Origin of the sequence: Chryseobacterium formosense, assembly GCF_900116415.1 — a bacterium.
Classification (GTDB): Bacteria; Bacteroidota; Bacteroidia; order Flavobacteriales; family Weeksellaceae; genus Chryseobacterium; species Chryseobacterium formosense.
The window spans coordinates 579,401-600,150 of the sequence record NZ_FPAP01000002.1 but is presented as its reverse complement, the minus strand read 5'-3'; the positions used below and the strand labels follow the sequence as shown (position 1 = coordinate 600,150).

The 20,750-nt window shown below is 34.3% G+C and carries 18 protein-coding genes; 12 read left to right on the top strand and 6 right to left on the bottom strand.

Translation table 11 applies throughout. The features are described from left to right. On the top strand, positions 1-1,875 hold the full coding sequence (locus BM371_RS08965; RefSeq protein ID WP_034678177.1) for a monovalent cation:proton antiporter-2 (CPA2) family protein: 1,875 nt from the start codon (positions 1-3) through the stop codon (positions 1,873-1,875). A gap of 4 nt (positions 1,876-1,879) precedes the next feature. On the opposite strand, the gene BM371_RS08960 is transcribed toward BM371_RS08965, so the two are convergent. After that, on the bottom strand, positions 1,880-2,689 hold the full coding sequence (locus BM371_RS08960; RefSeq protein WP_034678176.1) for a head GIN domain-containing protein: 810 nt from the start codon (positions 2,687-2,689) through the stop codon (positions 1,880-1,882). Between the two features lie 232 nt (positions 2,690-2,921). On the opposite strand from BM371_RS08960, the gene BM371_RS08955 reads away from it, so the two are divergent. Together BM371_RS08955 and BM371_RS08950 are read left to right on the top strand one after the other, a co-directional pair. Then, the gene (locus BM371_RS08955; protein WP_034678175.1) at positions 2,922-5,066 is read left to right on the top strand and encodes a M3 family metallopeptidase; all 2,145 of its coding nucleotides are present in this window, start codon (positions 2,922-2,924) and stop codon (positions 5,064-5,066) included. Between the two features lie 313 nt (positions 5,067-5,379). Continuing rightward, complete coding sequence (locus tag BM371_RS08950; RefSeq protein ID WP_034678174.1) at positions 5,380-5,757, top strand: YchJ family protein; 378 nt, start codon at positions 5,380-5,382, stop codon at positions 5,755-5,757. Positions 5,758-6,113: 356 nt separating this feature from the next. Here the strand turns inward: BM371_RS08950 and BM371_RS08945 are convergent, their stop codons facing one another. The 3 genes from BM371_RS08945 to BM371_RS08935 form a co-directional block, all read right to left on the bottom strand. Beyond that, positions 6,114-6,614 (bottom strand): FKBP-type peptidyl-prolyl cis-trans isomerase, encoded by a 501-nt coding sequence (locus BM371_RS08945; RefSeq protein ID WP_034678173.1) that lies wholly within the window; start codon positions 6,612-6,614, stop codon positions 6,114-6,116. A gap of 101 nt (positions 6,615-6,715) precedes the next feature. After that, a complete protein-coding gene (locus BM371_RS08940; RefSeq protein ID WP_034678172.1) occupies positions 6,716-6,967 on the bottom strand; it encodes a VF530 family protein in 252 nt (83 codons plus the stop codon). A 114-nt stretch (positions 6,968-7,081) separates the two neighbouring features. Then, the gene (locus tag BM371_RS08935; RefSeq protein WP_034678313.1) at positions 7,082-7,933 is read right to left on the bottom strand and encodes a hypothetical protein; all 852 of its coding nucleotides are present in this window, start codon (positions 7,931-7,933) and stop codon (positions 7,082-7,084) included. Positions 7,934-8,133: 200 nt separating this feature from the next. Here BM371_RS08935 and BM371_RS20525 point away from each other — a divergent pair, with 200 nt between their 5' ends. The 4 genes from BM371_RS20525 (at position 8,134) to BM371_RS08920 (ending at position 13,297) form a co-directional block, all read left to right on the top strand. Next, on the top strand, positions 8,134-8,295 hold the full coding sequence (locus BM371_RS20525) for a hypothetical protein (protein WP_165571786.1): 162 nt from the start codon (positions 8,134-8,136) through the stop codon (positions 8,293-8,295). A 4-nt stretch (positions 8,296-8,299) separates the two neighbouring features. Continuing rightward, a complete protein-coding gene (locus tag BM371_RS08930; protein ID WP_034678169.1) occupies positions 8,300-9,511 on the top strand; it encodes a metallophosphoesterase family protein in 1,212 nt (403 codons plus the stop codon). A gap of 170 nt (positions 9,512-9,681) precedes the next feature. Beyond that, entirely contained in the window at positions 9,682-12,720 is a 3,039-nt protein-coding gene (locus BM371_RS08925) for an AAA family ATPase (protein ID WP_034678167.1), read from the top strand. A gap of 130 nt (positions 12,721-12,850) precedes the next feature. Next, positions 12,851-13,297 carry a PH domain-containing protein gene (locus tag BM371_RS08920; protein ID WP_131430986.1) on the top strand — a complete coding sequence of 149 codons (447 nt, stop codon included), beginning with the start codon at positions 12,851-12,853 and terminating at the stop codon, positions 13,295-13,297. 41 nt (positions 13,298-13,338) lie between these two features. On the opposite strand, the gene BM371_RS08915 is transcribed toward BM371_RS08920, so the two are convergent. Beyond that, positions 13,339-14,358 (bottom strand): LLM class flavin-dependent oxidoreductase, encoded by a 1,020-nt coding sequence (locus BM371_RS08915; RefSeq protein WP_034678165.1) that lies wholly within the window; start codon positions 14,356-14,358, stop codon positions 13,339-13,341. A gap of 78 nt (positions 14,359-14,436) precedes the next feature. Beyond that, positions 14,437-15,012, bottom strand: a complete 576-nt coding sequence (locus BM371_RS08910) for a TetR/AcrR family transcriptional regulator (protein WP_034678164.1) — start codon at positions 15,010-15,012, stop codon at positions 14,437-14,439. Between the two features lie 391 nt (positions 15,013-15,403). Between BM371_RS08910 and clpB the strand changes: the two genes are divergently transcribed. The 5 genes from clpB to BM371_RS08885 all read left to right on the top strand — a co-directional run bounded on the left by clpB (position 15,404) and on the right by BM371_RS08885 (position 20,712). Next, positions 15,404-17,998, top strand: coding sequence for an ATP-dependent chaperone ClpB (gene clpB, locus BM371_RS08905; RefSeq protein ID WP_034678162.1), 2,595 nt, complete (start codon positions 15,404-15,406; stop codon positions 17,996-17,998). A gap of 168 nt (positions 17,999-18,166) precedes the next feature. Next, entirely contained in the window at positions 18,167-18,649 is a 483-nt protein-coding gene (locus tag BM371_RS08900) for a hypothetical protein (RefSeq protein ID WP_034678161.1), read from the top strand. Between the two features lie 10 nt (positions 18,650-18,659). Then, positions 18,660-19,310, top strand: coding sequence for a hypothetical protein (locus tag BM371_RS08895; protein WP_034678160.1), 651 nt, complete (start codon positions 18,660-18,662; stop codon positions 19,308-19,310). Continuing rightward, positions 19,286-20,071, top strand: coding sequence for a sensor histidine kinase (locus BM371_RS08890; RefSeq protein WP_034678159.1), 786 nt, complete (start codon positions 19,286-19,288; stop codon positions 20,069-20,071). The genes BM371_RS08895 and BM371_RS08890 overlap by 25 nt, the downstream gene beginning before the upstream one ends. After that, positions 20,068-20,712, top strand: coding sequence for a response regulator transcription factor (locus tag BM371_RS08885; protein ID WP_034678158.1), 645 nt, complete (start codon positions 20,068-20,070; stop codon positions 20,710-20,712). Before BM371_RS08890 ends, BM371_RS08885 begins: the two co-directional genes overlap by 4 nt. Positions 20,713-20,750: the final 38 nt, after the last annotated feature.

The following is a 20,750-nucleotide window of genomic DNA, read 5'->3' as shown; positions in this document are numbered from 1 at the left end:
ATGGAAACTACTTTAGCAATGAACACTTTATTATTTTTGGGCGTAGCCATTATTATGGTTCCGTTAGCAAGAAAATTGGGTTTAAGTTCAGTAATCGGCTATATTTTAGGTGGAATTATCATCGGACCGTACGTTTTAAAACTTACCGGAAAAGATGTGAACGACATTATGCACGCCAGTGAATTTGGAGTCATCATGCTTCTTTTTTTGGTCGGATTAGAATTAGAACCCAGGAAATTCTGGGAAATGCGGAAGAAGATTGTCGGACTCGGTTTGACGCAAATGGTTCTTACTATTTCCATTCTATTTCTTATTTTTATTTGGGCTGGCTGGAAAGTCGACAAATCAATTGCCATTGCCATGTGTTTTGCGTTATCGTCGACTGCTATTGTTTTGCAGACCTTACAGGAAAAAAACAATCTGAAAACTTTAGCCGGAGAAGTATCATTTTCTACGCTTTTATTTCAAGATATTGCTGTGATCCCGATTTTGGCAATCTTACCGATCATTGCAAATTATAAGGCTAGACATCACGATAATGAAGTTCAGGTTTTAATACAGACTCTTCCTGAATGGCTACAGTTTGCCACCGTAATTTTCGGAGTTGTTGTTCTAATTTTACTAGGAAGATATGTTTTCGTTCCATTTTTAAGATACGTTTCAAAAGCAGGAATGACAGAGTTACTAACTGCCTCTTCCCTATTTTTAGTGATCGGTGTTTCAGAACTAATGGTTGCCATTGGATTGTCTCCGGCTTTGGGAGCATTTTTAGCGGGTGTGATGTTGGCAAACAGTGAATTTCGTCATGAGCTTGAAGCACAGATCGACCCGTTCAAAGGACTTTTGCTTGCCGTATTTTTCGTGAGCGTCGGTTCCACGATGAATTTTAATGTTATTGCTCAGGATCCTGTATTCATTTTCAGTACCGTTTTTGTGGTTTTGGCAGTGAAATCTTTTGTCCTTTTTGCCATCGGAAAATTCTTTAAAATAGACACACCACAAAGTTTATTTTATGCTTTTGCTCTTTCTCAGGTAGGAGAATTTTCTTTCGTTTTAATTAATTATGCATCAGATTTATATCTTTTCAGCGCTGAAATGAACGCACAAATGATGGCAGTTACTGCTATTACCATGTGTATCACTCCTATTCTTTTAATTATTAATGATAAACTGATTACTCCGAAATTCATCAAAGAAATTCCTGAAGAAGAATCTGCCTTCAGTATTCTTGACGGTAATATTTCTCAGAAAAAAATCATTATCGTCGGTTTTGGTCATTTCGGAAGTACGGTTGGAAGACTTTTAAAAGCCAATAAAATTACCGCAACGGTTCTCGACAGAGATTCAGACCGTGTAAAATTATTGAGAAGCTATGGTTTTAAAGTATATTATGGAGATGCTACAAGAATTCCCATCTTAAGAGCTGCAGGAATTGAAGATGCCGAAATTCTGGTTTTATGTCTTGATGATCCCGATGACAATAAATTTATTGCAGAATTGGTTCGTGAACATTATCCGAAAGTGAAAATATTTGTTCGTGCTAAAAACAGAATCGATGCTTATGCTTATTTGGACAACGGAATCGATAATATTTACCGTGAAACTTTAGGAACCGCTGTTGATATGGCAGTGGATGTTCTCCACGAAACCGGAATGCGGAAATATGCTGCCCGCAGACTTGGGCAGAGATTTATGGCAATCGACAAAGCTTCTATCAGAAAACTGGCAAAATCAAAAGACGACGAAGAAATTCATCTTTTTACCACAAGAGAAATCCTCCAGCGAGAGGAGGATTTATTGGCTTATGATAATCTTAATTTAGAAAATAAAGATTGGGAAACTCAATCGACAGACGAAGAAGAGGATCAGGAGTAAAAAATTACTCCACAGTTACGCTTCCGCCGCTGCTTTCTTCTTTGCTTACCGTTGTCACATTTCCTTTTTTAATTCCTTTAACACTTGCTCCCGAAGAAGCATGACCTTCAAATTTAGAAGAGACACCGATTTCTACACTTGATGCACTTGATGCTTCAGCTTTTACATTTTCGGCAATTACCTCTTTAGCAGAAATCTCGCTTGATGAAGATGAATTAAGGGTTGCATTTTTAGTTTTTCCTGAAATGGTAACATCTGAAGCAGACGAAGCCTCGATATTCAGATTTACTGCCCATATTTCTCCTTTGAAACTTGCACTGCTTCCCGCATCAATATCCAGATCATTTGCTTCCAATTTACCTGAAATATGTGCTGCACTTGACACTTCAATATCCGTTTTGTCCTGTGTAAATTTATCTCTTACAATGATTGTTGCTGCAGAATTGGCTTCAATCTTGTTGAAATTTTTAGCATAAATTTTAGCTTTTACATTATTTGTATTCATTACACGAACTCCCGTTTTATAATGAATATGCAGTTCTCCTCCGTCATTATCAACCAAAACTTCATTAATAATATTTTCCGGTGCAGAAATCACGACTTTCTCAATATCCGACTTAATAATTTCAGCTTCAATGGCCTGGGAAACTTCAATTTCATCAAAATCTCCTTTAAATTCTTTTTGTTTTAAAGGCCCGTGATCTTTGTTGGTCACATCCGGAAGCCAGGTTGATTTTTCGTTTTTGTTCTCATTTTCTTTGCACGAAGAAAAAATAATTAATCCTGAAAAAAGTAAAATTGTTTGGTATTTCATATGTAAATTTTTGATTTTCTTTTAAGGAACATATGCAATCGCTTCACCTTCATCAGTGTTTCAGTACGAAAATTCATGGCGATTTCATTTTTGATGTTTAAAAGTTTAGTTTTTAATATCTTTATACTTTAATAACAACTAAATTATGAAATCTCTTACAACTGACAAGAAAAACAATTTTTAAAATCAAAAAGAGATTCTAAACTAAATTTAAATACCATAAAATCTGCTTATGAAAAATGTTTCATCAGTATTATTAATTTCTGCTTTGGCATTCAATTATTCCTGTACTACAACAATGAAAACAAACGACATAAAACAGGAAATCCCTGTTCCTGACGCATCACTTTCTTCGAATCCTTTCATGAAGAAAAGCAAACTTCAATATGAAGCTCCGGAGTTTGATAAAATTAAAAACGAACATTTCAAACCTGCTTTTGAATTTGGTTTAAAACAACACGATGCTGAAATTTTAAAAATCGCCAACAATCCTGAAGCTCCGACTTTTGAAAATACCATCGTTGCATTAGAAAAAAGTGGCGAAGTCCTGAAAAGAGCTGTCATTGTATTTTCAAATTTAACAAGTGCAAATACAAACCCTACTTTACAGGCTTTAGACGAAGAATATGCTCCGATTTTTGCCGCACATTCCGATAAAATGTATCTGAATGAAAATCTGTACAAAAGAATTAAATCTATTTCTGAAAACGGATTAGATTCTGAAAGCAAAAGATTAGTACAGTTTTATAAACAAAACTTTGAAATTGCGGGAGCTAATCTTTCAATGGCCGACAAAGAAAAACTGAAGCAGGTAAATCAGGAAATGGCATCTCTTTCTACACAGTATTCCAACAAATTATTGGAAGCAAGAAAGCAGGGCGGTGTTTTCTTCTCTGATGCAAAAGAATTAGACGGACTTTCTGCTGATGAAATTGCCGCCGCTGCAAGTGATGCTAAAAATGCAGGCAAAGAAGGTCAGTATTTATTGGCTTTACAAAATACGACACAGCAACCTCTCTTACAGAATCTTAAAAACAGAGCAACAAGAGAAAAATTATTCAAAGCTTCGTGGACGAGAGCTGAAAAAAGTGATGCTAATGACACAAGAGAAACGATTGAAAAATTAGCCAAATTAAGACTGAAGAAAGCTCAGATTTTAGGCAAAAAAAGTTTCGCAGAATGGAAATTGCAGGATCAGATGGCAAAAAATCCGGAAGCAGCAAAGAAATTGATGGATCAGATTGCAACGCCTGCTGTAGAAACTGCAAGGCGTGAAGCAAAAGATATTCAGGATCTGATTGACCAGCAAAAAGGCGGTTTCAAAGTAGAACCTTGGGATTGGAATTTTTATGCTGAACAGGTAAGAAAAGCTAAATATGATTTAGATGAAAATCAAATCAAGCCTTATTTCGAAATCACAACGGTTCTGGAAAAAGGAGTTTTCTTCGCTGCTGAAAAATTCTATGGATTGACCTTCAAAAAAAGAACTGATCTTCCTGTTTATCATTCTGATGTTGTAACGTATGAAGTTTTCGACCATAATGGAAAATCTATCGCCATTTATTACTTGGATTTCTACACGAGAGATTCTAAAAACGGTGGAGCATGGATGAGTAACTTCGTAGAACAATCTTATTTATTAGGTACAAAGCCAGTTATTGTAAACTGTTATAATTATCAAAAACCTGCCCCGGGAAAACCTTCCTTGATCAGCTATGACGATGTGACAACCATTTTCCATGAATTTGGTCACTCGATCCACGGGATGTTTGCGAGCCAGAAATATCCTTCTCTTTCAGGAACAAATGTACCGAGAGATTTTGTAGAGTTTCCATCTCAAATCAATGAACATTGGGCTTTAGATCCGGTAGTTTTGAAAAATTATGCACTTCATTACGAAACCAAGCAACCCATTCCACAAGCTTTGGTTGATAAAATTAAAAAAGCAGCGACTTTCAATCAGGGTTACATGACCACCGAATTGGTTTCTGCAGCAGCTTTGGATATGGATTGGCATACGGTAACGAATGAAAATCAATTAACTCCGGTTTTAGATTTCGAAAAACAATCGTTGGTAAATCACGGATTTACTTTAGCAACGGTTCCTCCGAGATATCATACTCCTTATTTCGCACACATTTGGGGTGGTGGTTATTCTGCAGGATATTACGCTTATTTATGGTCTGAAACATTGGATAACGACGCCTGGGAATGGATTAAAAATAATGGCGGATTAACTCGAGAAAATGGAGACCGTTTCAGAAAATATATTCTGTCTGTCGGAAATTCAGTTGATTTGAATCAGGCATTCAGAGATTTCACAGGACATGATCCAGATATTAAACCGTTGTTGAGAAACAGAGGGTTTATTAAATAAATTTTTAAAAGCATTCAATTTTTTGGATGCTTTTTTGTTTGAACACAAATGCGTTATACGAATGATTCCATATTCTCTCGCTGATTTTGCAGATAACGCAGATCTTAAAATATAGCGCAAACATCTGTGAAAATTTGTGAAATCTGTGGGAAAATATATTTCAGCTAAAGCCAGTTGGATTTACTATTTTGGTAAACGGAACTAAAGCCCGTTCCTATTGATATAAACTTTATGTCTTCTAATATATTCGTGAATTCGTGGTAAATAAGAAGTAATAATATTCGTGTACATTTGTGTTTCAAAAATCAAAGAAATGAACTGTCCATGCTGTTCGGGTAAAACCTATGAAAAATGTTGTAAACCTTATCATAACGGAGAAAAAAATGCACCAACCGCCGAAGCTTTGATGCGCTCTAGATTTTCAGCATTTGCCATTCCGAATGGAGAATATTTAATGGAAACAACTTCACCGGTAAAAAGACAATTTCACAACAAAAAAGATTTACAGGAATGGGGAGAAATCAATGAATGGACGAAACTGGAAATTGTAGACAAACCATCAATGAATAAAGTGGAATTCAAAGCGTATTACACCAATGAAGATGGAGAAAAACAAGTTCATCACGAATTATCTCAATTCAAAATGATTCAAAATCGTTGGTACTACGTAAGCGGAGAGTTTTTAGAATAATTGGAATTAGTTAATCGCAAGGCGCAAAAGAAGTTGAATTCTAAACTTTTTTAAGACGCAAAGATTTTATCAAAGACAAAATTCATTTCTAGTAATTTGAAATCTCTGATTTTAGCCTTATGTGTTCTAAAATATTTTCAAAAAATTTAAACCAAAAACTAATGTGACTTATGTGTTTAAAGTCTCCCACAGATTACTCAGATTTTCACAGATTAAAAATCACTTTTAAACCTTTTTTGAACTTCTGTTTTCAATCATTTAAACTATAAAAGTGTAAAACTTTTGTGACTTTTGTGGTTAAAAACAAAAAATATCCCACATTTCTGCAGGATATTTTAATATTGTATAGGAAGTTCTTAGTGACCTTCGTTTCCGTCAATTCCGTGAGCGTGACCGTGAGATAATTCCTCTTCAGTTGCAGGACGGGTATTTAAAACTTCAACCTGGAAATCCAAAACTTTCCCAGCCATTGGATGATTTAAATCTGCTACCACAACTTCCGGTGTAACTTCTACTACAAAAGCCTGGAAATTATTTCCCTGATTATCTGTCAATGGCAGAATAGCTCCAACTGGTGGAATTCCGGATTCTCCGAACATATCGATTGGTAATTGTGCAATCGCATCTTCCTGTTTTTCGCCATACGCTTCTTCTGGCTGAATAACGAAAGCTGCTGTATCGCCCGCTTTCAAACCGTGAATATTTTGCTCAAACTTAGGAATCATCATTCCCATTCCATATAAAAATGTAAGCGGATTTTCTTCTGTTGTCTCTTCTACAAGAACTTTAGATCCATCTTCTTCGATCGTGTGAAGAATATACTTTACAGCTACAACGTGATTGTTTTCGATTGTCATATTTTTTCTTTTTTTCGTGAATTTATCATCACGATTAACGGCACAAATATACTGTTTTTGAAATAATTGGTTTTAGAAACAAATTAATAAATCATCAAAAATCACCCTATATTATCTCTTTCCGCTTTCTTTTTCTGCCTTAAAACATAAAGGTATAAACTCTCTACTTTCGTTCTTGCCCAATCTGTTTTCCGCAAAAACTTTAGCGAAGAGCTGATGCTCGGATTATCTGTAAAACACTTAATATTAATTTGCTTCCCCAATTCCTCAAAACCATCATAATATTCTACCAGTTCTTCGAGAATAGCATCAAGTCTTTTTCCGTGAAGCGGGTCTTTAGATTGTTGTTCCATGGTGTAAAAATAGAGATAAAATTGTATTTAGTAACAAACAAGTCTGTTTTACCTTTATGTAAATCGCATTTGACTGCAAACAAGGTTGTTTTGAATTAATGAAAATATTCAATGCTATTCTGTTTTTTCTTTTGATTCTGTTTTATCTTTATTTTTAAGAATATTTTCTGCCATATCTTTAAAATTCTCAGTTTTCATAATCACAAGCTTATTATTCGAATTCCAGATACTGACATATTTTTTAGAAACAACAGTATAAGAATCCCAATTGGTAAGATTATAATAAAGCATCAATGTACAGATATCTGTGGGAGTAATGGTTAACCATTTTTCAATAACATGAGAGTGAACTCCACTTACGGTTTTTCCAACTTTTTCGTCATGGATATTGGTTGGTATCATAGAATTATGAAGTTTTTCAACATTTTTTACTTCATTTTTATTATTAAAAGTAAGCAAATAATCATTTCCGAAAACAATAACATTGTTTACAGATGGTCCGGTTAAAACATAAACCTTTTTAACATTTTTTCGAATGAGAGGAACAATATTAAAACTTGTATTCTGATAAGATTTAAAAATAGTATCTGTTTTAATTCTCGCCAAAGCATTCTGTCTGATAGAAAAATATTCTGCTTCAGTTGGTGTAAAATCTCGTTCTTTTAAATCTAAATTTGCGTCCTTTGGATTGTAATTTGTGGGAAAAGCGATTGTTGCAATAACCTTGTTTTCCTTTGAAAAGAAAATACACTTTGGAACCGATTCGTCTATGTAAGAAAAATATCCGCCTACATTTTCCATGTTCTCATAACTAGCCCTGAAAACATCCGTTCCATACCAACTTGCCATTTCACTGCGGTAAAGAGCAATTCCTTCTTCATTGATTTCATTTGAAAGCTTTTCTAAATTTTGTGCCTGAAACGATACTGCTAACAAAACAACAAGTACTGCTAAAATATTTTTCATGATAATTGTTTTTTCAAAAATAGGGAATAAGATTTTCATTGAAAAATTGTACTTTTTCTTTTTGCTTTTTTTACGTTTGAAGAATATTTTTCTTAAAAATTGAGCACCTAATTAAGTCACATTAATTTTTTCTCTATAAAGAATATATTAATTTAGCAAGACCAAATTTCTAAGTAAAATTTATCTAAAATAGAGTTGAGATGAGCAGGAATACCGACTCCAACAGAAAATTACACAAAAAAAAGATCGACAATAAAAAAAGGAAAATTCAGGAAGCCGAACTGAAAAGGAAAAACCGTTTGAAGGAAATGCGTGAAAATAGAAAAGAAAAATCAGACGAGAAGCAAGAAAACGAAGATTAATTACATGAAAATTCTACACACCGCCGATTGGCATTTAGGTAAACGTCTTGACCGTTTTTCCAGACTGGAAGAACAGGTTTTGGTGATGGAAGAAATTGTTCAGATTGCCGATGAACAGAATGTTGATTTAATTTTGATTGCCGGAGATTTGTTTGATAATTTTAATCCGGGTGTGGAAGCCATAGAACTTTTTTATAAAACCTTAAAGCGTTTATCTTTAAATGGAAAACGTCCAGTCATTGCTATCTCGGGAAATCATGATTCTCCAAACCTGATTGATGCACCCGACCCTTTAGCAAGAGAATGCGGCATTATTTTAATTGGTCATCCGAAGGCGACCGTTCAGCCTTTTGAACTCGAACATTTTAAAATTTCAAAATCTGCAGAAGGATTTATCGAAATGGAACTTCAACATCAGAATTTCCCCATCAGAATTCTTCACACGCCTTATGCCAATGAAATCCGTCTGAAAGAATATTTCGGAGAAGACAAAGAAGCTGAACTGAACAATGTTTTAGCTGAACATTGGAAGAAAAATGCAGATTATTTTTGTGATGAAAACGGAGTCAATCTTTTGATGACGCATTTGTATATGAATAAAAAAGGAGCTCCAATATTAGAAGAACCGGAAGGCGAAAAACCCATCAAAATCGGAAATGCAGACTTAGTTTTTTCTGATATTATTCCACCACAGATTCAATATACCGCGTTGGGGCATTTACATAATTTTCAGAATATCGGAACGGATGAAAAACCTGTAATTTATTCATCTTCTCCGCTTTGCTACAGCTTTAGTGAAGCAGGACAGACGAAATATATTTCCATTATTAATATCGAACCTAATCAACAAGTTTCGTTTGAAAAAATTGCTTTGCAAAACGGCAAAAAATTAGTCCGAAAAACATTTGATTCTATCGAAAATACAGTGGAATGGCTTAATGAAAATCCAAATACGTTGGTCGAACTGACTTTAGAAAGCGAAACTTTTTTAAGCGCTGATGAGAGAAAAAGGCTGTACCAATCGCATAGCGGAATTGTTCATCTGATTCCGAAGATAAAAAATCAGGAAACTGACGAAAATAATCTGAGTGAAATTAATCTCAATCAGGATATACAAACGTTGTTTAAAGATTATTTTAAATCTAAAAACGGTGGTCAGGAAGCGAATGAAGAACTCATTAATTTGTTTAATGAAATCGTTTCAAATAATTCGTAACTTAAAATTAAAAGGATTTTTTAACCGCAAAAGAGACAAAAGAAAATTTTGAAAATAAGTAAGTTAAAAGTTTATAAAATGTAAGAAACTTGGTTTTGCAAACTTTTGAATATCTGAGAAGCATCAAAATCTTTTGTTCCTTTTGCGGTTAAATAAAAACACTTATAAAAATGATTCCAATTCAATTGACTTTAGAAGGTCTGTATTCTTATCAGGAAAGGCAAAAAATCGATTTCGAAAATCTTACGGAAGCCGGACTTTTCGGCATTTTCGGTTCGGTCGGTTCCGGAAAATCTTCTATTTTGGAAGCCATTTCTTTTGCATTGTACGGTGAAACGGAACGCTTGAATGCAAGAGATAAGCGCACATACAATATGATGAATCTGAAATCAAACAAATCTTATATCGAGTTTGATTTTTTGAATTATGAAAATAAAAAATTCCGTGCGACGAGAGAATTCAGACGAAATTCTAAGAATTTTGAAGATGTAAAAACACCTACCGTTACTTTTTACGAATGGAAAAATGAAAACTGGATTCCTCTGGAACATTCTAATGCGGAGAAATTGGTTGGTTTGAGTTATGCGAATTTTAAGCGAACCATCATTATTCCTCAAGGTCAGTTTAAAGAATTTCTGGAGCTCGGCGCAACGGAACGAACGAATATGATGAAGGAAATTTTCGGTCTTCAACGGTTTGATCTGCAGAATAATGTTTCGGTTTTAAATACAAAAAACAGATCAGAACTCGATCAGCTGGAAGGTCAGTTAAAAGGTTTTGAAGAGGTCAACGAAGAGCAGATTTCAGCCCAGAAAGCAGAGTTAAAAACCGAACAGCAAAAGCTTGAAGAAGTACAGAAAGTTTTCAAAGAAACAGAAGAAAAATATGTAAAACTGAAAACCTTAAAAGATGATTTTGAGATGTTACATCAGAAAAAATCAGATTTTGAAAAACTGACTCAACAGAAATCTGAGATTGATATTTTAGAAACAAAGACAGAGCTTTACGATAGCGTTTTTAGGACTTTTACGCCTTTAATTTCTGAAAAAAATAAACTTGCTAAAGAAATTTCTGAACAGCAGAAAAGTAAAGAACAGCAGTTTAAAATTTTACAGGAAACTGAAGTTCAGTTTGAAAATACGAAGAATGAGCTTTCAGCAATTCAACCGAAATATGAAGCTTTACATCAGTCTAAAATTCAGGAAAATGATTTGAGTCTGATTCTTCAGATGCTTAAATTTTCGGATGAGATTGAAACTTTAAAAGAACGAACTAAAAAAGGCTCAGAAAAAGTAAAAGAAGTTGAAGCCAGCCAAAAATTAATTCAAAATAAGATTGAAGAACTTTCAAAAAATGCTGAACTTTTAAAGCCTAAAAAATTAGATTCCAATTTACTTTTAAATATCGGAAATTGGTTTTCAGAAAGGCAAAAATTAACCGAAACATTACAAATTCAAGCAGGAAAAATTGATTCAAAAAAACTTGAAACCCAAAAAATTCTTGATGAATTAAAACCATTTAAAATCAATCCTGAAACTTTTAAAAATGATTTTAAAACTCAGATTGAAACTTTAGAAAATCAAAGAAAAACAATTTCTGAAAAACGAAATCACCTTGAAGTTCAACAGAAACTGGCACATTTTGCCAACGAATTACATGACGGAGAATCCTGCCCGCTTTGTGGCGCTTTGGAACATCCGAATATTGTGCATTTTGATGATGTGAATTCAGAATTAAATGAAATTCAGAAGCAGATTGAGCAGCTTGAAATTCAAAAAGAACATATTCAGAAACAATTATTAGAAATCGAGAAAATCCTAGACCGGAAAAAGATTTTTGAAGAACAGTTGAAATCGGAAGAGGAAAGTTTAAAGCAGATCCAAAATAACATTGATGAGCATTTAAAAGGCTTTATCTGGGCAGCATTTAGTTCAGAAAATCAAAATGATTTCGAGGAAAAAAGACAGCAATCTTTTACTATTGAAAAACAAATTGATGAGCTGAATCGGCAAATTTCTTTGGAACAAAAAAATCTGGACAAAGAAAGGGAAAATCTCGACAGTTACAATAAGGCGTTGGAAAAATTCAGGCTTGATGAAGCAAAAAAAGAAGAGCAGATCAAAGCCAACGAAGGGAATTTAAAGGTTTTAGAATGGAGTAATTACAAGGAAAAAGTGATTGTTGATGTGGAAGAAATTTACACTAAACTTGCACATTCAAATCTTGAAACCGAGCAGAATTACAATCAATTAATCAAAGAAGAAAAAGAAATTTCGCCCAAATTAGCCGAACAAAAAACGATTGTTCATCAATTGGAAAAACGGATTTCTGAACTGGAAAAAGAAATTTCAGAGAATATAAATCAGATTGAAAAAGCTTTGTCTGAACAGCAATTCAGCACTTTGGAAGAGGTCCACCAAATTCTTGCTCAGGAAATCAATGTTCAGGAAATAAGAAATCAGATTCAGCAATTCAGAATTCAGTTTGAAACGTTGAAAAACAGTATTCTTGAATTGGAAAATAAGCTTAAAGATTTTTCATTTAACGATGAAGAATTTTCAGCCATTGAAAATCAGTTCAAAACTTTTGAAAATGATTTAAAAACTGCCAACGATTCTGTGGTAAAAATCGTAACAGAAATTGAAAGGCTTGAAAAAGAATTCAGGAAAAAAGAAAATCTTTTAAAGGATTTGGCGCAACTTCAGAAACGTGCAGAAAACCTGAAAATAATGACCAATCTCTTTAAGGGAGCTGGTTTTGTGCAATATGTTTCCTCAATTTATCTTCGTCAGTTATGTGACCATGCCAATGTTCGTTTTCATCGGATGACGAGAAATCAACTAAGTTTACAGTTGAACGAAAATAACGATTTTGAAATTATCGATTATCTGAATGAAGGCCGAAGCCGAAGTGTAAAAACGCTTTCCGGAGGACAGGCTTTTCAGGTTTCTTTGAGTCTTGCGTTGGCTTTGGCTGAGAGTGTTCAAACCAATGCACAATCGGAGAAAAATTTCTTTTTTATTGATGAAGGTTTTGGAACTCAGGATGTGGAATCGGTGAATATTGTGTTTGAAACGCTGATGAATCTTCAGAAAGAAAACCGAATTGTAGGAATTATTTCGCATGTGGAAGAATTGAAAGAGAAAATTCCGGTATCGCTGAATATTACGAAAGATGAGGAAAGGGGAAGTTTAATTGAGATTGTTTGATTTTTGACACAAACTTTTAATACATAAGTCACATTAGATTAGTTTTAATACTTGAAAATATTTTAGAACACATGAGTTGAAAATCAAAGATTTTCAATTTTTGTTTACATTTGAATCATTAAAAATTATCATGCAAAATTTACCCCTTATCTTAAAGCCTTCGAAAGTAAAAAGTATCATTCTTATTCTGGTAAGTATCGGTTTTGTTGCTTTAGGAATTTCATTGTTAGAAAAAAATATGCTGATTGCCGTGCTGAACATTGTTTTCTTCGGAATCTGTCTGCTTATTTTTATTATTAATCTCATTCCCGATTCTTCTTATTTGAAAATCGACGAAAGAGGAATCGAGATGAAAAACCTTTTCAGAACTACTTTTATTCCTTGGCAAGCTGTCAGTAGTTTTAGAACAAAGTATATTTTCGTTAATAAAATGGTGGTTTTTGATATCGACCAAAAGCTTTTGGAAAATTCTACCATGAAATCAAAAACAGGTGCTTTTCCTGATACATACGGAATGTCTGCACAAAAACTTGCAGACCTTCTGAATGAGTATAAAACTAGATTTGAGACAATCTAAATAAAAACTCCGCTGAAAATATTTTCAGCGGAGTTTTTATTTTATCTTACCTGTGGTGCAACTTTTTCACCAAACAGTTCAATAGACTTCATCATCACATCATTTGCAGGATCTCCAACGTCCATGTGACCGATAAATCTTGTAATTCCGAAAATCTCTTTCATATAATTGATTTTATCAGCAACTTCATTGGCATTCCCGATGAATAACGCACCTTCTTTTGCTCTTCCGCCTTCATACTGCATTTTCGTGTAAGGAGACCAACCTCTGGATTTTCCGATTCTATCCATTTGAGATTTATAATTATTAAAATATCCATCAACAACATTTTGGTCTTCACTTACAAAAGTATGTGAGTGAATCGCAATCTGCATTTCAGATTCGGGGTGACCCGCATTCAGATATTCCTGTTTGTAAAATTCAATTAAATTTTTAAACTGAATTGGCATTCCGCCAATAATAGCAACGACTAAGGGCATTCCCAGTTTTGCAGCACTTAAAACCGATTGCGGAGTTCCACCAACCGCTCTCCAGATGGAAAGTTTTCCGTTGTTTTTTGCTCTCGGATAAACCGTCTGATTCTGCATTGGGGCACGCAATTTACCCGTCCACGAAACGTTTTCTTGTGAATTTATTTTTAATAATAATTCTAATTTCTCATCGAATAATTCTTCGTAATCATTTAAAGAATACCCATACAAAGGAAAAGATTCGATGAAACTTCCACGACCGACAAAAATTTCTGCCCGACCATCAGAAATCAGATCTAGTGTTGAAAAATCTTCATACACTTTTACTGGTTCAGACGAACTTAAAACCGTAACCCCACTTGCCAATTTAATATTTTTGGTCACACTTGCTGCTGCAGCCAAAACCATTTCAGGCGAAGAAACTGCATAATCCGCGCGATGATGTTCTCCCATTGCAAAAACATCAATTCCGACCTCATCCATCAGTTTTACCTGTTCGATGATTTCACGGATTTTTATTCCTGCATCTTTATATTTTCCGGTATTTTGATCGAAACCCAAGTCGCCAAACATTCCTATTCCTAATTCCATATTGTTGATTTTTAGATAGGACAAAATTAGACGAATGAAAATTCAAAAGCATTGATGAATGATAAGAACGGAAGGAGCTTATTTTTGATTTCCTAAAAGACCAAAAAGTATCTTATCTCTAATCTCATCGGTAATTTCCGATGTAGATTCTATATTTCTTTTAAACCAGAAATAAGAATTATTTAAAGTATGAAGAATAAATCTTGTCGTAAAAGCAGGAGATCTCAGTTCCCAGTTTTGGGCTTCATAAATTTCAGAAATCAGTTGTTCAACTTCCTGCTGATAATTTTTTCTGAGTTCGACAAACTCGGGTAATCTTTCTTCAAGATGCTTCCATTCGTTGGAATAAATATGCGTTACATCGCGGTTTTTCAAAACAACCGATAAATGTTTTTCAATAAATAAATTAAGCTTTTCCTGAGCAGGAACTTTGGTATTTTTTACTTGCTGAAGCTCTTCAAAAAACTCGTTGGCTACTCCGAAACAAATCCATTCAAGAATTTCTTCTTTAGAACGAATATGAGCGTATAAAGATGCCGCTTTGATATTGAGTTTTGTAGCCAAATCTCTCACCGAGCTGCCCATATAACCTTTCTCTTTGAAAAGTTCTACAGCGACTTCGAGTATTTTGATCTGTTTTTCTTTTAGCTCCATCTGATAAAAGGCAAAAGTAATTATTTTGATTTTAATAATCTGATTTTCAAGAGATGATTTAAAACAAAGTTTAAGATGAATAATTTTAATTTTATTTAAACTGACGGTTATTCCACAAATTTTATTTGAATTTAATGAATTCGGAAATTTTGTCTTTATAAAATTGCACCAAAATTGAATATTTCGGAAATTTTGTCCACTATTTTTAAAAAATCAACAATTGAACACTTTTTGTGATAATCTCTTCGAATTAAATGATTGAATAGATTGAGGACATCAGAAATTAGAAAATCGGATTTAAAAATTAACATTTATTAGACTCTTATGGTCTGAAATCTGATGTCTAAAATCTAAATTTAAACCAAAGATTAAAGAATCAAAAAAACAAAATATGAACTTAAATCAATATACTGTAAAATCACAAGAAGCCATCCAGGCGGCACAACAAGTGGCAATGGAATTTGGCAATCAACAGATTGAACCTCAACATTTACTTGAAGGAATTTTTCAGGTAGATGAAAATATATCGCCTTTCTTATTAAAAAAATCTGAAGCAGATGCTACTTTGGTAAGAGAGCGCAACCGTGAAAATCTTGAAAAACTTCCTAAAGTACAGGGCGGAAATATTTACCTTTCACAATCTGCAAACAAAGTTTTGCTTGATGCTCCCAATATCGCTAAAAAAATGGGTGATGAATTTGTAACGATCGAACATCTTTGGCTTTCATTATTAGAAACCAGTTCAGAAGTTTCAAAAATGCTGAAAGATATGGGCGTCACGAAAAATCTTTTGGAAGGCGGAATTAAAGAATTAAGAAAAGGATCGAAGGCAACTTCTGCAAGTTCAGAAGAAACGTATCAATCCTTAAATAAATATGCTAAAAACTTTAACGAACTCGCTGCAGAAGGTAAACTTGATCCAGTAATCGGTCGTGATGAAGAAATCAGAAGAGTTTTGCAGATTCTTTCGAGAAGAACAAAAAATAATCCGATTCTGATTGGTGAACCCGGAGTTGGTAAAACCGCGATCGCTGAAGGAATTGCGCACAGAATTATCAGCGGAGATATTCCTGAAAATCTGATGGATAAAACTTTGTATTCATTAGATATGGGAGCCTTGATCGCCGGCGCAAAATATAAAGGAGAATTTGAGGAGCGTTTGAAATCGGTTGTAAATGAAGTGATCAAATCAGACGGACAAATCATTCTTTTCATCGACGAAATCCACACATTGGTTGGAGCCGGAGGCGGAGAAGGTGCGATGGATGCTGCGAATATTCTGAAACCTGCTTTAGCAAGAGGAGAATTAAGAGCCATCGGTGCAACGACTTTGAATGAATATCAAAAATATTTTGAAAAAGATAAAGCGTTAGAAAGACGTTTCCAGAAGGTGATGGTGGAAGAACCGGATACCGAATCAGCAATCTCCATTCTTCGTGGAATTAAAGATAAATATGAAGCTCACCACAAAGTAAGAATCAAAGATGAAGCGATTATTGCGGCGGTGGAAATGTCTCAAAGATATATTTCAGACCGATTTTTACCGGATAAAGCGATTGATTTGATTGACGAAGCTTCAGCTAAATTGAGAATGGAAATCAATTCAAAACCGGAAGAACTTGACGTTCTAGACAGAAAATTAATGCAGATGGAAATTGAATTGGCAGCCATTTCAAGAGAAGGAAATCAGACAAAAATCGATCATTTAATAGAAGATATTTCGAAAATTTCCGAGCAGAGAAATGAAATCAATGCAAAATGGTTGAAGGAAAAACAAAAATCTGAAGATTTAACTCAGATTAAAAAAGATATAGAATCTCTTAAATTAGAAGCAGAAAGAGCTTCAAGAGCAGGAGATTATGCAAAGGTAGCGGAAATTCAGTACGGAAAAATAAAGGAAAAAGAAGATGCTTTGCAAAAACTGGAATTGGAGATGCAAAACCATCAGAATGAATTAATTAAAGAAGAAGTAACTTCTGAGAACATTTCTGAAGTGATTGCAAAATGGACGGGAATTCCTGTTACAAAACTCCTTCAATCCGAAAGAGAAAAATTATTAAATCTTGAAACCGAACTTCATCACAGAGTTGTAGGTCAAGATGAAGCGATTACAGCCGTTGCAGATGCAATCCGAAGAAACAGAGCGGGATTAAGCGATGATAAAAAACCTATTGGTTCATTCTTATTTTTAGGAACAACCGGTGTCGGAAAAACCGAGCTGGCAAAAGCCTTAGCTGAGTTTCTATTCGATGACGAAAACAATATGACAAGAATTGATATGAGTGAATATCAGGAAAGACACAGCGTGTCTAGGCTTGTTGGTGCGCCTCCGGGATATGTGGGTTATGATGAAGGCGGGCAATTGACGGAAGCGGTAAGAAGAAGACCTTATTCTGTAGTGCTTTTAGATGAAATTGAAAAAGCGCATCCGGATGTTTTCAATACGCTGTTGCAGGTTTTGGATGATGGTCGTTTGACGGATAATAAAGGTAGAGTCGTGAATTTTAAGAATTCAATCATCATTATGACTTCGAATTTAGGTTCGCACCTTATTCAGGAAAATTTTGAAAATATTACCGATGAAAATCAGGATGAAATCGTTGACAAAACAAAAGATGAGGTCTTTGATTTATTGAAGCAGACATTGCGTCCGGAATTCTTAAATAGAATCGATGAGGTCGTATTGTTCCAGCCTTTAAGAAAAAAAGAAATCGGGAAAATTGTAACCTACCAGCTGAGAGGATTCAATGATATGCTGGCAAAACGAAATATCATTATGACTGCAACTCAGGACGCTGTAGATTATCTGATGAATAAAGGATATGATCCTGCTTTCGGGGCAAGACCGTTGAAGAGAGTTATTCAACAGGAAGTTTTAAATAAATTATCAAGAGAAATTTTAGCTGGAAAAGTAAATGACGGCGACAGAATCACTTTAGATTATTTCGAAGAAACAGGTTTGGTTTTCAGACCTGCTGAACAATAAGTAGTTTTTTTCATATATTATTTTTATGAATAGGTGTTGTAGAATAATCTGCAACACCTATTCTATTTATACAATCCGTAAATACACGGTTTTTTTCATCGGAAAAACACGATGTTGTGATGTAACATTTTTTTCAGAAATTTGCTATCCTAACTGAAACCTATTAGCATGAAAAGTGAATCAAAAGAAAACGGAAGAGAAAAAACTCCGCCGATGATAAGTTTGCTACCCACCACTTTGATCCAGAGTTTAGTAGACAACTATCACAACAATCAGCTGAGTTTTATTAATGAAAATCTAAGTGTTGAAGATGCACATTCCATCTGGTTTGATCTTCCCACACTGAAAAGTTTCATTGAAGATATTGAAGAACAAGCCGCCATAATAGATCCCAATGTAACAGATGCAGATCTGGGAATAAGATTTTACTATGCAGCCTACCCTGAGTTTCCGGTAGCGCCGGTACCTTCAGATTATGCTCTAAGACATACTTTAGTAATGATTCCTACAAAAAAAGAAGACGGTCTGAACTACGATTTCAATCCATGTGAAGAAGAAGGAAAATCATTGGCAATAAGGCCTGTTATGGCGCTGGCTCAAAATCACGGCAGCTTGGTTCCGCCAGATACATCAACTGTAGAGACTTATTAACATATTTTAGATGACTGACTTTCAAATGTTATTACAGAGTGGTATGAGATTAAGCGAAGGCATTGCTGCGCTGCTATCAATTTTGTACTACAAAAAAATTAAAGCAACCCATTATCGTTACTTTTCGTTTTTTCTCATTATTATTTTTTGTTGCGAAATATTCGGAAAATATGGTGGAGAATATATTTCGTATCCGAAAAATCTGTTTTACAATTATTTTGTAATTCCTTTAGAATTTATATTCCTTTATTGGTTGTATGCATATCAGTCGCTTAAAAAGAAATACTTATTCTGGGGATTTTCGCTGATGTTTGCTTTGGCTTATATTCCAAACGAGCTTTATTTTTTAAAGAATAAGCATATTTTCTCATTTAATTACACATTTGGGAGTCTCCTTCTGATGTTTTTAGTAATAATGGAATATTACAAACAGATTAACTCAGATAATATCCTGAATTTTGCCAAAAACAGAATGTTTTATATTAATCTTGGAGTAACTTTGTTTTATATTGGAACATTACCATTTTGGGCATTTTACTTCCAGTTGCTGGAGCATAGACCTATATGGAATCTTTATTTCAGCTATTTTCTGATGTCTGGAATTGTGATGTACCTGTTATTTGCAAGCTCTTTTATATGGGGAAAACAGAATTATTCTTAACCATTACACTGTTCAATGCTTTTTTTGCAATGTTTATCATTGCTGTAACGATTTATGTTCGAAAATACAAGCAACGAAAAATGGAATATCTGAGTGAAATTCAGCTTAAAAATGAAATTCATCAAAAAGAACTTTTGGCAACACAACTCGAAATTCAGCAGGCAACAATGCAGCAGATCGGGCGCGAACTTCATGACAATATCGGGCAGAAATTAACCTTAGCGAGCCTTTATACACAACAATTACTGTATGAAAATAAGGTTGCAGAAGAAAGTGAAAGAATAGATCAGGTTTCGCAAATTATCAATCAATCGTTGCAGGATTTGAGAAGTCTTTCTAAAACATTGACGGATGATAACATCAACCAGAAAGAAATTGTAACTTTAATTCAGGAAGAAGTAGACAATGCCAATATTCTGAAAAAATGCAAGATTCATTTTGAGCATAATTTTGATAATCTTGATCTGGATTTTGTTCACAAAAATGTTTTGTTGCGAATCACACAGGAATTTATTCAGAACAGCATTAAGCATTCGCAATGCGAAAACATTCTGATTACACTCAATACTTCTGAGGAAAACCTTTGGGAACTCAAAATAAAAGACGACGGAATTGGGTTTAATATAGATAACACCCTGTCAAATGGCATCGGTCTTACCAATATGAAAAACAGAGCCGCCATCATCGGAGCAGAATTTAGCCTGAAAAGTTTTGAAAGTAAAGGAACTTCCATTGAAATCAAATTAAAGAAACCACTATGAAAAAGACCATTTTAATTGTTGACGACCATATACTTATTGCCAAAGCGCTTCAGGGAATCATTGATAACTTCACAGGTTTTGAAGTCATTGATGTCGCGGAAAACGGTAAAGACCTCATCGAAAAATTTGAAAGTGGCGGCAAAATTCCCGATATAATCCTTCTCGACATCAGTATGCCGGTAATGGATGGTTTCGAAACGGCTTTATGGTTGAAAAATAATTATCCCGAAATCAAAGTAATGGCTCTCAGTATGCAGGGTGATGACAACAGTGTCATCAAAATGATTAAAAACGGAGCAAAGGGTTACCTTCTGAAAAACACCCATCCAAAAGATCTGGAAACGGCTCTTTCAAAGCTAAGCAGTGATGGTTTTTTTTATCCGGAATGGGCTTCTAAAATTATTTTTTCGAACATCAATAGTGATAAGACAAACGAAAAAGCAATAAAAATTTCAGAAAGAGAAAAAGAATTTCTTACCTATACTGTTACCGAACTCAGTTACAAAGAAATTGCAGAGAAAATGTGCTGCAGCCCAAGAACAGTTGAAAGCTACAGAGATCAGCTTTGTGAAAAGTTTGAACTGAAAACAAGGGTCGGTTTAGCTGTTTTTGCCATAAAAAATGGTTTTGCAGAATCTTAGATAACGTTTTTTTCAATCCTGAATATAAATTTCATATT